The 15390-nt window shown below is 62.1% G+C and carries 16 protein-coding genes; 6 read left to right on the top strand and 10 right to left on the bottom strand.

The annotated features are described in order from the left end of the window. Positions 1 to 32: 32 nt before the first annotated feature. The 3 genes from DP106_RS00460 to DP106_RS00450 form a co-directional block, all read right to left on the bottom strand. Positions 33 to 2750 carry a TRAP transporter permease gene (locus DP106_RS00460; RefSeq protein WP_120082551.1) on the bottom strand — a complete coding sequence of 906 codons (2718 nt, stop codon included), beginning with the start codon at positions 2748 to 2750 and terminating at the stop codon, positions 33 to 35. Next, complete coding sequence (locus DP106_RS00455) at positions 2747 to 3241, bottom strand: DUF1850 domain-containing protein (protein ID WP_120082790.1); 495 nt, start codon at positions 3239 to 3241, stop codon at positions 2747 to 2749. Before DP106_RS00455 ends, DP106_RS00460 begins: the two co-directional genes overlap by 4 nt. A gap of 165 nt (positions 3242 to 3406) precedes the next feature. After that, positions 3407 to 4411 carry a TAXI family TRAP transporter solute-binding subunit gene (locus tag DP106_RS00450; RefSeq protein ID WP_120082549.1) on the bottom strand — a complete coding sequence of 335 codons (1005 nt, stop codon included), beginning with the start codon at positions 4409 to 4411 and terminating at the stop codon, positions 3407 to 3409. A gap of 201 nt (positions 4412 to 4612) precedes the next feature. On the opposite strand from DP106_RS00450, the gene DP106_RS00445 reads away from it, so the two are divergent. Both DP106_RS00445 and DP106_RS00440 read left to right on the top strand, forming a co-directional pair. Then, entirely contained in the window at positions 4613 to 5032 is a 420-nt protein-coding gene (locus DP106_RS00445; RefSeq protein WP_120082547.1) for a hypothetical protein, read from the top strand. Positions 5033 to 5098: 66 nt separating this feature from the next. Next, positions 5099 to 6070, top strand: coding sequence for a hypothetical protein (locus DP106_RS00440; RefSeq protein ID WP_120082546.1), 972 nt, complete (start codon positions 5099 to 5101; stop codon positions 6068 to 6070). A 44-nt stretch (positions 6071 to 6114) separates the two neighbouring features. On the opposite strand, the gene DP106_RS00435 is transcribed toward DP106_RS00440, so the two are convergent. From DP106_RS00435 to DP106_RS15670, 6 genes are all read right to left on the bottom strand, one after another. After that, on the bottom strand, positions 6115 to 7227 hold the full coding sequence (locus tag DP106_RS00435; protein ID WP_120082545.1) for a DUF7544 domain-containing protein: 1113 nt from the start codon (positions 7225 to 7227) through the stop codon (positions 6115 to 6117). Next, a complete protein-coding gene (locus tag DP106_RS15675; protein WP_165857781.1) occupies positions 7214 to 7369 on the bottom strand; it encodes a hypothetical protein in 156 nt (51 codons plus the stop codon). Before DP106_RS15675 ends, DP106_RS00435 begins: the two co-directional genes overlap by 14 nt. A gap of 111 nt (positions 7370 to 7480) precedes the next feature. Continuing rightward, a complete protein-coding gene (locus DP106_RS00430; protein ID WP_120082543.1) occupies positions 7481 to 8113 on the bottom strand; it encodes an ArsR/SmtB family transcription factor in 633 nt (210 codons plus the stop codon). 74 nt (positions 8114 to 8187) lie between these two features. After that, entirely contained in the window at positions 8188 to 8475 is a 288-nt protein-coding gene (locus tag DP106_RS00425) for an amphi-Trp domain-containing protein (RefSeq protein ID WP_120082542.1), read from the bottom strand. Between the two features lie 87 nt (positions 8476 to 8562). Further along, the gene (locus DP106_RS00420; protein WP_120082541.1) at positions 8563 to 9426 is read right to left on the bottom strand and encodes a CheF family chemotaxis protein; all 864 of its coding nucleotides are present in this window, start codon (positions 9424 to 9426) and stop codon (positions 8563 to 8565) included. A 106-nt stretch (positions 9427 to 9532) separates the two neighbouring features. Further along, positions 9533 to 9697, bottom strand: coding sequence for a DUF7838 family putative zinc beta-ribbon protein (locus tag DP106_RS15670; RefSeq protein ID WP_165857780.1), 165 nt, complete (start codon positions 9695 to 9697; stop codon positions 9533 to 9535). 129 nt (positions 9698 to 9826) lie between these two features. Here DP106_RS15670 and DP106_RS00415 point away from each other — a divergent pair, with 129 nt between their 5' ends. Continuing rightward, on the top strand, positions 9827 to 10873 hold the full coding sequence (locus tag DP106_RS00415) for a glycosyltransferase family 4 protein (RefSeq protein WP_120082540.1): 1047 nt from the start codon (positions 9827 to 9829) through the stop codon (positions 10871 to 10873). A gap of 71 nt (positions 10874 to 10944) precedes the next feature. On the opposite strand, the gene DP106_RS00410 is transcribed toward DP106_RS00415, so the two are convergent. After that, positions 10945 to 11322, bottom strand: coding sequence for a DUF7510 family protein (locus DP106_RS00410; protein ID WP_120082538.1), 378 nt, complete (start codon positions 11320 to 11322; stop codon positions 10945 to 10947). Between the two features lie 94 nt (positions 11323 to 11416). Between DP106_RS00410 and DP106_RS00405 the strand changes: the two genes are divergently transcribed. Genes DP106_RS00405 through DP106_RS00395 form a run of 3 tightly spaced genes read left to right on the top strand, consistent with a single transcriptional unit; the run spans position 11417 to position 15344 of the window. Further along, entirely contained in the window at positions 11417 to 12691 is a 1275-nt protein-coding gene (locus DP106_RS00405; RefSeq protein ID WP_120082537.1) for a Single-stranded DNA binding protein, read from the top strand. Then, on the top strand, positions 12688 to 14541 hold the full coding sequence (locus tag DP106_RS00400) for a hypothetical protein (protein ID WP_120082536.1): 1854 nt from the start codon (positions 12688 to 12690) through the stop codon (positions 14539 to 14541). The genes DP106_RS00405 and DP106_RS00400 overlap by 4 nt, the downstream gene beginning before the upstream one ends. Further along, a complete protein-coding gene (locus DP106_RS00395; protein WP_120082535.1) occupies positions 14541 to 15344 on the top strand; it encodes a metallophosphoesterase in 804 nt (267 codons plus the stop codon). The genes DP106_RS00400 and DP106_RS00395 overlap by 1 nt, the downstream gene beginning before the upstream one ends. Positions 15345 to 15390 lie beyond the last annotated feature (46 nt).

Here is a 15390-nt window from a genome sequence, read left to right as displayed (position 1 = left end):
GCTACAGCGTGCTAAACGTAGCGGCAGCGGTGTCAGTTCGACGCGCTGGCGGCAGCGAGGGTTTCATCGCTGTCCGGCTCGCCATCACGTTTCTGTCGGTTTCGCACCACGAGGACGGCGAAGAGCCCAAAGCCGACCGCCCGGAGTGTCAGATCCAACAGCAACGCGTTCACCGAGACGCTTACCCCAACCAGTCCCACCAGGTCGAAAACGCTCTCTGAGATAAGCCGTGGAGCCATCAGCAGCAGCGAACTGAGCGCGAAGCCAGCCCGACCGGCCGCATCAACGCGGGTGTAGAGCGTCCCGATCACGGTTGCTCCGAGGGCGATCACCCCAAGGAAGACGCCGATTACGGGTACCAGAATCTCCGGCACCGAATAAGATAGTTCGGCCAGGTCGTTAAGCCCGACAACGCGGTACTGATCGCGGATCGGCAACTCGGCGGCGTTGGCCTTCTTTCGCAGCAGGACGACCCCCGGGGCGAGCACGAACGCGAAGGGGACAACCGCCTTGTTTAACGACAGCGAGAACGCCTTGACGCCGGTCTCGAAGGGATCGGATTTGGCAACGCCGCTGGCCGCGTAGGCTGCCACCGCCACCGGCGGCGTGATGTCGGCGATCACGCCAAAGTAGAGGATGAAGAGATGCGCCGCCAACAGCGGAATCCCGAACTCGACGAGCGGACTTGCCAACATCGAGATGAGGATGATGTAGGTCACCGTTGTCGGCATCCCCATCCCGAGGATGATGCTGGCGATGGCGGTCACCAACAGCATGACCACGATCGAGCCGCCCGACAGCGCGAGCAGCAGCGAGGTGAGGTTTGGGCCGAGCCCGGAGACGCTGATGACACCGGGAATGATACCGGCGGCGGCGACGGCGATGACGACCGGTACCGCGGTGCGGGCTCCCTCGTCCATTGATTTGACGACGAACGCGCCGAGGCGAGCCGGCTGGGTGTCAAGATCACGCCCGGTCTTCTCCGATAGCATTGTTGTCGTTTCGGTGACCTTTGGATTGAGGTCGAGTAGCGAGGCATCGAGATCCGGCTTCGAGAGCAGCGTCACCGCCCCCGCGATCATCATATACCAGCCGAGCCGGGAGCCGACAATTCCTGCGGCCTCACCGAGCGGAAGGCCCGCGGTGGTTCCTCCGAGCAGTCCGGTAACCGGCACGCCGGCAAGTGTGAAGCTCGCCAACTCGGCGGTGACGACGGCGACGAGGACGCCAAGCAGCCGTCCACGTGTGTCCTTGCTGTACGCTGAGATAACCGCGATCAACGCGACGAGAGCGACCAAGGTGAACCACGCCGACCGAGAAACTGACAGCCGCTCGATGATGAGGTAGTACAGCAGCAGCCCGATCGGCACGAGGTAAAACCACCCGCGTTTGAGGTGTTCGCCCATCGATACGGTCTCCTCTTCGAGCCCGCCGATACCTTCCTGAACGGCCTTGAGATGCACCATCACCCACACGCCGAAAAAGAAGACGACCGCGGGGATCGTCGCCAGAATAATGATATCCGCAAACGGCGTCGCGGTGTACTGTACCATCAGAAACGCGGCCGCGCCCATTACCGGCGGGAGGATCTGCCCCCCCGAGGACGCTGAGGCCTCAACAGCCCCGGAGAACTCCGGGGAGTAGCCTGATCGCTTCATCAGTGGGATGGTGAACGCACCGGTCGTCACGGTGTTGGCGATCGACGACCCCGAGATCGTCCCCATGAAGCCACTGGCCAGAATACTCGCCTTCGCCGGGCCGCCTTTGCGTTGGCCGGTCGCAGCGTAAGCAAGATCAATGAACCACTGACCAGCACCGCTCATTTCGAGAAAGGAGCCAAAGAGAATGAAGATGTAGATGAAGCTCACCGAGACGGTCACCGGGATGCCGAAGACGCCGTTTTCAGTGTTATACCACAGATTTTGGATGATATCCGGCCACGTTAGCTCCGGGATCGCCAGCAGGCCGAGGAACGGCGTGTTACCGCTGATGAGGAACCCCCACCGCGCGTAGACGATGAAACCTGCCACGATCAACATGAGCGGCAGCCCAAGTGTCCGCCGGGTCGCCTCCAAGACGAGCAGGATACCCATCACCCCGAGAGCCATCGCATAGGAGTATTCGCTGACAAAGGGGACGCTGCCGAGGATCGGATCAAGGAACGTGTAGATCGCCGTCACCGGTCGGCCGGAGTCGATCCCGAAGACCCGCATATTCTGGATCTCGGCAAACTCCGTCAGGAAATAAAACGCCGACAACACCGCCCCGAGGATGCAGGCGATATCGAAGGCGGTGACCCGCTCCATCTCGGGGTCGACGAAGGCCCACCGGAAGCCACGCCGCAAGGCGGCTGCCGCCCGTGTGAGTGGATGGTGTTCGCCGACAGCGTCAGACAGCGCGGGGACGATCCGGCCGAGGTTGCGGGCGACGATCCCATCGCCCGTACTCGCCGGGAACAGCAGGAAGGTGATCGCCAACGCGAAGACGACGTGAACCGCATTGGCCTGAAGCAACTGCAGGGAAATCTCCCAGTCAGCAATCAGCGGCAGCGGAACCGTGAACGTGAAGCTCTTGGCCGCCAGAAACAGCTGGAAGACCGAAAACACGATACCGATGGCCGCGACGGCGACCGCGGCGATCCCTTGTAACGATCGCCGGCGTTCAATCTCGTCGATTAGCTCGTCGGCTTCCGCATGGGACAGCTCTGGATCCGATTCGTCGCCGTCGTCGGCGGGTGTGGATGTGCTCATATGATGCGGTTGATGCGGGATCGGCGTTCGATGTGGATGGACACGTCACGGGCGTTAGTGCGGGCAACGAGGTCATGTCGTGACCCATCAACAATTAATGTGTGGTCGGCGATCCGGCCGGGAGAGACCGAAAGCTCTGTCAGTTCGGCAATCGGCTCCTCAGGGTCGTACACGAATGTGCCGTTGACCGTTGTCACGTTGACACGGGCAGGCAGTCCCCAGCCGTAGGATTCAAACTCCATACGCGTATTGATTAATGTCTCACCGTCAACACGGTAGCCGTCGTAGACTCTGGTCTTCTCGACGCTGTGGGTATACTCCAGCGCCACAGTGCTTCCGTTTGTAACCGGCGCAGCGAGATACGTCTTGCCGGTTTCGATATCTTCGACCACCAGCACGGACTCGGTGGCGACCAACCCAAAAAGGCTGGCACCGAGCACCGCTGCTACTCCCAGTATGAGGAGCCACTGTCGCCCGGATGTATTGTTGATCAGCGCGGTCAGTCGATTGTGTACCACTGGTATACCCGCTGTTACCCTGTTGGCTTCGTCTCGATTCGAGCATCGCAGCCGGCCGCCGACCTGTCAGTATCGATGCTCGGTCGATGCCTGCTGTGAGGCGGCAGTCCGGCACCACCGCATCACGCTGCCGCGAGGTTAGGCGTCGAAGTACGCTGCCGCGCCGTCGTTGAGCTCGATCGACATGCCGTCTTGGGCGCTGTCAACCGTGATGAAGTCGGTCTTGATCGTCAGCTCATCGAGGTTATCGAAGATGGCCGCGGTGACCGTCTCGACCGTCTCGGCGTCGACGCCGGAGTGGGTGGCGATCATCGCCTGGACGGCGACGGTTTCAACAGCCTCCTCGACACCGCTGTAGGTGCCACTGGGGATGGTGTCATCGGCGAACCATGAGGCGTCGGATTTGACCGTCTCGCGGATCTCGCCGTCGATGGGGACGATCTGGACATCGTTGGTGTTAGCGAGATCCTCGATCGCGCCGACCGGCCAGCCGCCGACGACGAACGCCGCGTCGATATCGCCGTTGGCAAGCTGTTCGGAGGCCTGCGAGAAGCCGGCATTCTGCTCTGAGTAGTCGCTGATCCCAGCAGATTCAAGAATCTGGTTGGCGTTGACCTGTGTTCCTGAGCCGAGGTCGCCGGTGTTGATCGTCGCGCCGCTGAGGTCGTCGATCGTCGAGATGTCGCTGCCAGCCAGCGTGACGAGCGTGATCGTCTCCGGATACAGCGTGGCGACACCCTGCAGGGATTCGATGGCGTTGTCCTCGAAGGCGTCGATCCCGGTGCCATTTTTTGCGAAGGAGGCGATATCGTTTTGAATAAGCGCGAAGTCAGCCGAGCCATCCGAGAGGCTACCGACGTTCTCGACGCTGGCACCTGTCGACTGGACGTTCAGCGAGAAGTCCGTGTTAGCTTCGACGATTGTCTTGATCTCGTTGGACAGCGGGAAATACGTCCCGCCGGTGCCACCAGCGTGCCAGCTTAGCCGGTTGGCGGTGCCACCGTCGCCGCCATCTCCCCCGTCTTCGGTCTCGTTACCGCTGCCATCGCCGCCGTCCCCATTGCCAGCACAGCCAGCTAAGGCCGCGACACTTGCGATACCAGTCGTTGCAATGAACCGCCGTCGTGTTTGGTCTGTTGGCATACAAATGTCTATATTTATCATGGGCATATAAATATCACCCAACAGTCCCGGGAAACGATATATCGAACTCGTACAACGCGTTCATATGTCCACCAATACCCGGTTGTTCGACCGCGGTATCGAGCGCGATAGTCATAGCACCTCAAGGCCGCATCGGCCTGAACCGATGTCTTTGAGCCCTCGGCCCGAGAGCATGTATCCATGTCGATGGCCCCGACCTGCCCCTCCGGCTGGCTTGTCAGCACCGCTCAGCCGACCCATCTCAGCCTGTTGTACCAGCCGGATGGCCGTTCACTGCTCGTGTTGCCGACCGAACCTACACCCACCGCAGCCGACCCAGACGCCGTTGAGGCGTGGACGGTGAAGGGACTCGCTGGCTATGGGCCGCGCTATCCGATCTTTGCTGAGGCTGTCACCCGGGACGAAGCCGTCGCCACCGCTGAGTCGGTGATGGCCACGATCGCCGACGGCGACGAGCCAACACCAGTTCGGGTCAGCGATCGCGGTGACGCCACCGAAGCTGCGACCGCCGACACAAGCACCGATACCACGACCGCCGACGGGACTGACGACCAAGCTGCCCTCTCTGCCTTCGCCGACGAATCTGATGACGGGGACTGAGCGACCGTGTTTCAGGTTCGGAAACACGACCATAGAGCTATGTCGGTGGCGACGCCTCCGTCAGCTATGCCCTCTATATCCAGACGTGAGCTGTTGGCCGGCTGTGCGGCCGGACTGACCGCCGGGTTGGCTGGCTGTGCCGATCCCGATGCGGTGATGTACGTTGAACCGGTTTCGGCCGCCACCGATATCGCAACCGAGGCGACGACGGCACCCGACAGCCGCGATGCTGAGACAGCTGCATTGGTCGCTGAAACCGTTGCCGGCGGCACGAACCGCACCAGCCGGAACGACCGCGGGAACCCACCGTATCAGCCCGACCGGCCTGTCAGATACAACGGCACAGTCTACGATCTCGACTGGAATGCCACCGGCAGACAACAGCAGCGCACCGAGCATCTTCTCTCGTTGACTATCCACGATGCTGATAGCGACTATGCCCCCGAGGTCAGCTTCGATGAACTGCCGGCTGTCGATCAGGAGCGGCTGACCCCACTCCCGCGTGTTATCGACAATATTCAGGAAGCAAACGAAACCGCCGGCCTCCCGGAGCCCTTTGAGCGACAGGCGTGGTATCCACCGGCTGAACGCGAGGCGTCGGCGTTGGTGCCCGAGCCGGCGTACGACACCATCGAGGTCAACGGCTATCCGGTGACGGTGACGGTCGAACCGGTCACCGTCCAGCTTCCTGTTTTCGCCTACACCGCGACCGAACGGGCGTCGTCGTTGGCGGCGTTCGGTCGGGAGCTTCGATCCGCCCACCGGTTTCCGCTCACCGGGCTCAGCGATGCCGAACATGAGTTTTTTAAGATGGTCATCGAGGAGGGCTCCTTCTACAAAGGTGGCTTTGACGACGTTGACGATGGTGTCTTCGAGGGTGTTGCCGACCAGTTCGTACGCGAGCCGGCGCTGTTTACTCCCTATGAGTCGGAGGCTGAGTGGCTGACGCGCTACGACGGCACCGACTACTGGGTAACGATCGATTTCGTTCGGATGTCCGAGCACGCCGACCGGATTCAAGCTGTCGAGGAACTGTAAGCCGCGCTGGCTGGCGTCAGTATATCATATAGCAACCAGCTGAGTTACGCAGAATCGTCTGTACGATCGTCAGCGGCGGCTGCTTGGTCGTCGTCAACACGATCACCGTCGGTTGTTTGCTCGTCACCACCGTTGCTATCGACCGTCTCGTCGCCAGCGTTGTTGTTGTCGGTGTCGTCAGACGTTGCTCCTCCACCGGTTATGTCTGCACTGTCTTCTTCGGTTGTGGTAGCTTCGCCGGTTACCTCGTCGGTGATCATCGCCAACGACGGCGATACGTCACCAAGCAGCAACAACGCGTAGTACCGCAGATAGCTCCGAACAGGAGCTCGTATCAGCGATACCACGTACCGGTAGCCAAGATAGCTGGCGATAAGCCCAACCACGACAACCGGTTCAAGTGCGGGAGCGTTCTCGGCGACAAGAACGCCCCCACCAGCCAACAGCAAGCCACCGACGAGCATGACAAAGAAGCTCACCACGAACAGCGCGACGCCGACCACCGTGCTGATGACGACGGCAACGAGCAGAAATACAGCCACGGCCGTCCAGTGGCCACTGATCGCGTGGGTGAACCGCCGCCACGCGTCGAGTGGGCCGCGATGTTCGTACTGCATAATCGGTACCACAAACGCGTTGGTCACGGTGCTGATGACGAGCCAGCCGACGGCCGCCACGGCTGCGGTCACGCCGACGAGGATGCTCTCACCGCCGGTCAGTTCCTCGGCTGTTGGCTGTGTGATCCCAACCGTTGTGGCGATCACCGCGGCAACAACCCCGAGGGCACCGAGAACGATGGCCGCACGAAACACCACCAGCCAGCCGGCTCGTCGGAGATTTGCTTTGACGTATGACCACACCGGGAGCCGCCCGGAGCGCAGCGAGGCGACAAAGACAAAGTCGGCAACGGCAGCCACGTAGCCGACGACACCAACAACCAGAGCTGCGATAGCCGCTTCGCCGGTGGCTTGCTGCCAGTTGATTGCCTCTACTGACTGTTCAGGGGTGAGAACCCCGAGAGTGTTCAGTCCGATGCCTGCACCGATCGAAAACAGGAGCACGACGACACCGAGTTTGAGCCAGCCCTCACCGTTGAGCGCCGTGAGGTATCGCTTTGTGGTGCCGCCGGCCGCCTGGAGGCGATCAGTTGTCGTCATCGGTAGCCTCCGATCGGGTGTTGCGGTGGTCGGGTGTCGTCTCTGTGTTGCTGTGAGTGGTTGCTGGCCGTGAGTTGGGACGGTCGACCGTAGTCAGTCGATCCAACAGCTCGTCGCAGTCGCCGGTTGTCGCGATCGGCATGTCGTGGCGGGCAGCGTCGTTGCACGGGTGCTCCTGTGTAGACAGTCCTGATAAACCGCCGTGGCGGATTTCACAGCGCGAAGTCAGTCCGCAACCGACACGCCATCACCCTCACGACCGACGGAACCATACGACGAGTGCGGCCACGACTAGGCTGCCAACAAAAAACACCAGCCCGGGTTCAAGCACCTCGATAATGAGCCACTGGAGACCCGGGTCGGCACCGGTTTGGGCGGCCGCCTCCATCGCCGCCTCCTCGGTGGCTGTCATCGCTGAGGCCTCGCGGGCCTGCGGGCGCACCGCAAACTCACGCGCAACAACCCACTGGACGAGGAGACTCGCCACACCCAACACGGCCAACCCGCCGACAACGTGGGAGAGCGATTCGTTGATCGCCGGCAGCCGATCCGCGTCGCCGACGAAAACCAGCGGATCGCTGGCGGGCGCAAAAACGGTCATCTCGTTGCCCTTCCCGGAGTAGACGGTCTCAACCGGATCAACGAGGCCGGCGTCTTGGAGCGTCTTTAGGTGATACTGGACGTTTTGGATCGAGGTGTCGACGCTTTCGGCGAGTTCGGAGGTAGTCTGTGGCTCGGTAAACAGGGCTCGATAGAGACGACGACGCGTGGTCGGCGACAACGCTGACAGCACCTCATCGGTATCCTCGTCGTCCATCTCCATAATGCGGGGCTGCTGGGTCGGCTCACTTGATCGTTGCTGGAGTCGCTCGATGAAATCGGCCATTGTGTGTCGTTTCACAGCCAAACTATTTGCGTGCGTTCCAGACTCAAATCAGGATTGTAGTGCTGACAGCCGACTCACTCGATCCGCAACTCGCCGTTGGAACTCTCGTTTCCGCTGTCGGCTTCGTCCCACTCTAGCTCAAACTCGATGCTCAACTCGGCTGGGCCCGCAGCCGGCCCCTCTCGCTCGGCTTTGACCTCGAAGGTTGGCCGCGCCGGCGGATCCATCGTGGTCGATTCCGAACCGGAACTGAGCGTGATCGCCTCGCCGGCTGCGAGTTTGTCGGCGACATCGTGGAAGTACGTTGCGATCTCTTCGCGGCTGTGCTGTTGTTCCGAACTGAAGAGCACCTCTTCTGGCATGTAATCTCCTTCTCTTGGAGCCGGTATAAACACACCTGTCAACTATGCAGAGACGGCCATCCCGTGACAGCACCCCTTCGATCGCACTTACTGCTCGCCCATCGCCTCGCTGGCGATGTTGCGCCCGCGTGAGTTGAGTGTCACTTCCCGTCGTTCCCGCACCTTATCGACGATATCGAGTTCGATCAGCTTCTCAAAGGTTTCCTCGACCGTCTTGACATCTTGGCCGATAAACTCCGGGATGCTAAACGGCGACACACCCGAATACAGTGCCATCAACACCTCCTCTTCGGAGGGATCGAGATCAACGTTTGTCTCGCTGCGTCGCTCACCCTCCTTGAGAAACGCCTGGGCGAAGATGCACGTACGTGCTGTGCCGGTGAGATGCGTTTCGACGTTTGTCGCCCCCTCGACGTGTGAGACCTCGATGACGGTTCGTTTCTTGCCGTCGACGGTTCGCTGTTCGGTATCGATCTCACTGATCTCATCGAGATCCAACTCGACGAGGCTGCCGCTCTCTACGGTGACCAGCAGCGATTCGGGTTCGACAGCGAGGCGAGCTTTCTCCCACGGACTGTTTTGGACGACCCCGCCCTCGACAGCCGGATGTTTGGCCGTGATGGCCGTTTCTCCGAGCATCGCAGTAAAAAAGGCGGTCTTGAACGTCTCGTGGTCGTTGGGAGCGATGATAAGTACGTCATCACCGACCTTGACGCTCAGATAGTTCGACATCGCGGCGATCGACTGGGTTGCGTCTTCCCGCCCCGAGAGCCCGGTGACATCCGAGAGTTTGATCGTGCGCTTGCCGTCGTTGCCGGCGAGAATGAGCCGCTTGTTCGACAACAGAATCCGGCCGCTCTCCCAGGAAATGTTGTTGAGTTTGCGGCCGTCCTTGACCGCGATCGTGAACCGCCCTTTCCCATCGGCTATCTGATACTCTTCGTCACCCATAGCCTTCGCTCACTCCCGGTATCCCGCCGGCCCTGCCCATGTTGTTTTCTACGCATGGAAGTGTCTTAGCCGTGTCGCTGCTGGCGACGGTGGTGGCGTGTGTCGATCAGGCTGACAGCGTTGTGATGTCGCCGACGCTCGCAAACGCATAGCCGCAGTCCGCACAGGCCCACTTTGTCTTCTCACCGAGATGTAGTGTCGTACTCGCCGTGCGGTAAAACGTCTGGCCGGTCTCACACTCCGGACAGTGCTGCTCGGTTTCGAGGCTCATACGTCGCAGTTCGGGCTGCCGACTGTTAAGATATCGGTCATCGGATGGCCGCGATCACCGACCCGTCTCCCCTGCGAACGGCTCGCTCTATGGCCAACCCCTAAGTGGTGGTGGGTGGACTGAACTGATATGGCTCCGAGCGTGCTCACCCTGGGCTGGGGATTCCCACCGAACGTGACCGGCGGTCTCGACACCTACGTCGCTGAAGTGTTCCATGCCTTCGAGCGGAAGGGTATCGAGCAGAAGCTGTTGCTCCCCGCGGAGTACGCCCCCGACGACTACGACAACATCCACAGCGTCGATACCGGCGACGGCGACATCATCTCCCGGGTCGGCCGCATGGGCGACAGGTTCGTCGAACTCGCCGACACCGCCGATATCGCCCACACCAACGACTGGTTCGGCTACGGGCCGGGCCTGCGCGCCAAACGCGAAACCGATGCCACGTGGGTGTCGTCGTTTCACTCGCTGTCGCCGGATCGCAACATCAACCCACCGGAGCGAGAGGTCGAAACTGAGCAGCGCGTTGCCGACCAATCAGATGTGTTGATCTCGGTCAGCGATATCGTCCGTCAGGATGTCTTGGAGCTCTATGGTGCAGACTCTCATATCGTCCACAACGGGTTTACGTCGGTCGACCCCAGCGGCGTCAACATCAAAAGCGAACTCGGGATCGACGGCCCGATGCTGTTTTTCGTCGGTCGCCACACCGATCAGAAGGGGATCACCCATCTGCTGTATGCGATGCGAAAGCTGGGTGCGACCGACGCAACGCTCGTCCTCGGTGGTTCCGGCCATCAGACCGAACATCTCAAGATGTTCACCGAGCTGCTCGGCATCGACGACCGCGTCCAGTTTGCGGGCTACATCCCCGAGGAGGAACTGGGCGACTACTACGAAGCCGCCGACGTGTTCATCTCGCCGTCCCGTGCCGAGCCGTTCGGCCTGACGATCACCGAGGCGCTGGCGGCCGGCTCACAGGTTGTCGCCACCCCAAGCGGTGTCCGCGAAACCCTGCCCGATGGCTGTCTGGTTGAGGTGACGACACACTCCGATTCGATCGTCGAGGGTATCAGGGAAGCACTGGCCCGGGAGGGGCCGCCGGAGTACGAGCCGCGAACGTGGGACGAGGTCGCCGACGACCTACTTGCGGTCTACAGCGACGCCTTGGAGTAATCGACCCTCAGCACCCCGGTTTGTGGTGGCGTTTGGTCGCTCTGTCTTGCTTCAAAATCCGCAGTGAACCGTTAGGCCTCGGTGCGACGGACAACGGTGATCTCACGTGCCGGCTCGGGATGCGTGATCTTGAAGCCGGTTCTGGTCTCGGTCACCCCACGGGTGCTTGTTTCCTCCTGTTCTTCGCTTGGTTGATACGGATTATCGGCGTCGGCTGGCTGGTAGGGACTGTCGGCTTCGTAGGGGCTATCGCTTGGTTGATATGGGCTGTCGGGGTCGCCAGCCGGCTTTTCGTCCATATCCTCCGGTGGGAAGTAGACCCGTTCGCCGCCGGCCGACTGGACGATGAAGGCGACCGTTGTCTCGCCGGTCACATCGATGATCGTCTGGCCGTCTTCGATGCGGGTGGTGTACTCCACGGTCGGCAGTTCGGCTGCGGCTTCGCTCATATCCGTCTGTGGTGAGGGAGGCCACTTAGGAGTTCCCCGGGTCGGCTGTCGGCGCGGCAATAGTTTTTATCCCGGGCCGCCGAAGCTGGGTGTGATGGACGTAGACACACCTGCCGAGGAGCTTGCCTCCGCTCTCGGCGTTGACAAACAGGAGGTCAAAGAGGATCTGGAATCGCTGCTGGGGTACAGCGTCCCGCTGGAGGAGGCCAAACAGAGCATCCGGCGGAAACACGGCGGCGAGGGTGGTGGCGACGCCGCCCAGCCGGAGTCGGTCGCGCTCGACGAGATCGCTCCCGGCCAAAACAACGTCACCGTCAGCGTCCGCGTGGTGACCGTCGGCACCCGGACAATCCAGTATCAAGGCGACGAGCAGACGATCCGCGAGGGCCGGTTCGGCGACGAGACCGGCACCATCTCCTACACCGCCTGGCAGGATTTCGGCTTCGAGGCCGGCGACTCGCTGGTCGTCGGCAACGCCGGTGTTCGTGAGTGGGAGGGTGAGCCCGAACTCAACCTCGGCTCGTCAACGTCGGTCGCGATGGCCGAGGAGCCGGTCGAGACAGCTGCCGAGATCGGCGGCGACAGCAACCTGATCGAGCTATCACCGGGCGATCGCGGCCGCAACATTGCGGTACAGATCCAAGAGGTCGAAACCAGAACGATCGACGGCCGCAACGGCGAAACCGAGATCCTCTCGGGCGTTGTTGCCGATGAGACCGCACGCCTCCCGTTTACTGACTGGGATCCACATCCCGAGATCGATGCCGATGCCAGTTGCCGGATCGAGGACGTATATGTTCGGGAGTACCGCGGCTCGCCGTCGATCAACGTCTCTGAGTTTTCGGTGGTGACACCACTCGCGGAGTCGGTGGCTGTCACCGACGACGCACCACAGCTCTCGCTTGCCAACGCCGTCGACAGCGGCGGGCTCTTCGATGTCGAGGTCGTCGCTAACGTCTTGGAGGTGCGTGATGGATCCGGGCTGATCGAACGCTGTCCGGAGTGTGGCCGGGCGATCCAAAATGACCAGTGTCGGGTACACGGCACCGTCGACGGCGAGGATGACCTCCGGATCAAGGCGATCCTCGATGACGGCACCGCGACTGTGACCGCGATCATCGGCTCGGAGCTGACCGAGGAGATCTACGGCGGCGACATGGCTGACGCCAAGGAGGCCGCCCGTGACGCGATGGACAAGGGGGTTGTCGCCGAGACGATCCGCGAGGAACTGGTCGGTGACAGCTACCGCGTCCGTGGCAGCCTCTCGATCGATGAGTACGGCGCGAATCTCACGGTTGCGGATTTCGCGGCTGATGACACTGACCCCGTCGAGCGTGCCCAAGCCGTCCTCGCGGAGGTGGACGGATGAGCACGAACACCGACGACACCAGCGATACCGACGACGCCGGCGGCGACTCGGGGCCGGGCACCCGAGAGGTCGCCTACCGGCTGTTTGCAACCGAGTTCGATGACGCCACCCTCTCGTATTCCGAAAGCGACGAGGAGCGCGCCCCAAATTACGTCGTCACACCGACCGGCCTGCGGGTTAATCGACTTTTTACCGTCGGCGTACTGACCGAGGTCGAGCGACTGAATACTGACACGCTGCGGGGCCGCATCGTCGACCCGACAGGCGCGTTTGTCACCTACGCCGGCCAGTACCAGCCCGAAGCCCAAGCCTTCCTCGATGGTGCGGACGCACCGTCGTTTGTGTCGATCACCGGCAAGGCTCGCACCTTCGAACCCGACGATGCCGATCGGATCTTCACCTCGGTGCGCCCAGAGAGCCTCAGCGAGGTGACCGCCGACACCCGTGACCGCTGGACGGTCTCAGCCGCCGAGGCAACGCTTGATCGGGTTGCGGTCTTTGCGGCAGCCCTTGATTCAGGGCACACTGGCGATGGCTTAGAGGCAGCGTTGGCGGACGCCGGCGTTGACGCGTCGCTGGCGGCTGGGGTTCCCCGTGCCATCGATCACTACGGGACGACGACCGCCTATCTCGAAGCGATCCGACAATGTGCGGTCGACGCCCTGGAAGTCGTAGCCGACGAGCGCGACGAGGTGCGCCCGGTCGATGTCGCACCCGGTGGCGGCGGCGACGTAACACTCGGCTCGCTGCCGGCTGTCGATATTGCTCTCGCTGGTGTGGCCAGCGAGTCAGCACCGACACCCGAGGGGTCGAATCCGGCGACAGCCGGGGCGTCGACAGCGGCGACTGATCCGCCAAGCGAACCGGCTGACTCGTCCGCCCAAACGACAAGCACAACGACCGAGTCGTCCGATTCGACAGCGAGTGCGACATCCGAGTCAGCCGAATCACCAACAAGCCAGACGACCGAATCGCCTGACACAACGGCGACCGCGGATGTTGAATCTGACTCCGCAGATGCTGATACACCTGCGTCAGCGCCGTCATCAACAGCGACCGAGACGGCTGACGATTCAAATACAACCACCGCGAGCGACGGGTCGTCACCCGCCACAAGCGACGACTCGCCGACGCCCGACGCAACGGCTGAGTCGGCCCCAGTCGAGCCGTCGACAACTGCGACGACGGACACAGCAACGGAATCTGACACCACCCGATCGGCAACTGCGGACGCTGCCACGGAGCCACCAGCGAGCAGCGAGTCGGATCGGCCCGATGATACCGCTGACGCGGGCGACGACCCGGAGATGTACGAACTCGATGCGGAGCGTGCCGAGGAGTTGGAATCCGAGTTCGGCGCGGACTTTTCGAGCGGCAACGAGGTAGATCCGGCCGGCGAGGCCGACATCGACGTGCCCGATGCCGACGAACTCGCGGCCGAGGCCGAAGCAGCCGACGAGCCCACAGCCGATACCGAGCCGACGACGACATCGACTGACGACACCGACACGCTCGGCTCTTTCGATGATACTGTCGAGCGCGTCGACAGCGACGACGAAGGTGACAACGACAGCGACAACGCGAGAACCGATGCCGCGGTATCGACCGACGAGCCCCCCGAATCGGACACATCGGCAGCCAACAACAAGACGGCTGTCGACATCGAAGACGCGGCCGTCGAGCTGATGAGCGATCTTGATGACGGCAACGGGGCCGATCGCGAGGCTGTTGTGGCAGCGGTCGTCGACGAACACGGTGTCGCTGTCGGGGCCGTTGAGGACGCCATCGACGACGCGCTGATGGGCGGTCGGTGTTACGAACCCGACGACGGTACGCTCAAACCAATCTGATGGCGCGATCATCCCAGCGACTCGTCGAGCCGTTGCCCGGCGAACCCGCAGCAACTGCTATGCTTGGCGACAAGCGAGCCCTTCTCATCGCCGACTACCACGCCGGTATCGAGGCGGGCCTCCGCTACGAACGTGGGGTCGAACTGCCGAACAACGCCGCCGAGCGTCGCCAGCGAGTCCTCGCGTTGTTAGCTGACACTGACGCCGACCGGCTGGTCGTGTTGGGCGACCTCGGCCATCGAATCGGTGGGGCCGACGGCGTCGAACGCGAGGAACTCGACGCGCTCTATGAGGCAGTCGTTGTCGACCGCGGCGTTGCGATCACGGTCGCACCGGGGAACCACGACGGCGAGATCGAGGGGCTGTTCGGTGACCGCGAGGGCGTGACACTCCTGCCGACCAGCGGTGGTGTGCTCGGTGAGCCACCGGCAACGCTGGGTGTGGTACATGGCCATACATGGCCCGATCCGGCGTTGTTGTCGGCGACGACGATCTGTATTGGCCACGAACACCCGCAGGTCAAACTCGAAGACAGCGTCGGCGGCTATCGCGTCGAGCAGGCGTGGCTCCGGGGCCGTGTCGACCCCGCGGCGATGGGAGACGCCGACACGGCCGCGCCACCGGACGACGCTGTCGACCCGCCGGAACTGGTCGTCTGTCCGGCGTTCAACGACCGATCGGGTGGGACATGGGTCAACGTCGAGGAACAGGGCTTTCTCGCGCCGTTTCTTCCCGCGGCGATGCCGGACGCCGAGTGTTATCTCCTTGACGGAACCCGGTTGGGTACCTATCGAAGCGTGTGAACTGTCAGGCGATAGATCCACCAAGCAGTGGGCTTAATCGCTTCGC

The organism is Halonotius pteroides (assembly GCF_003605635.1).
Classification (GTDB): domain Archaea; phylum Halobacteriota; class Halobacteria; order Halobacteriales; family Haloferacaceae; genus Halonotius; species Halonotius pteroides.
Note: the sequence above shows the minus strand (reverse complement) of the source record. Positions and strands in the feature narration are given on the sequence as shown.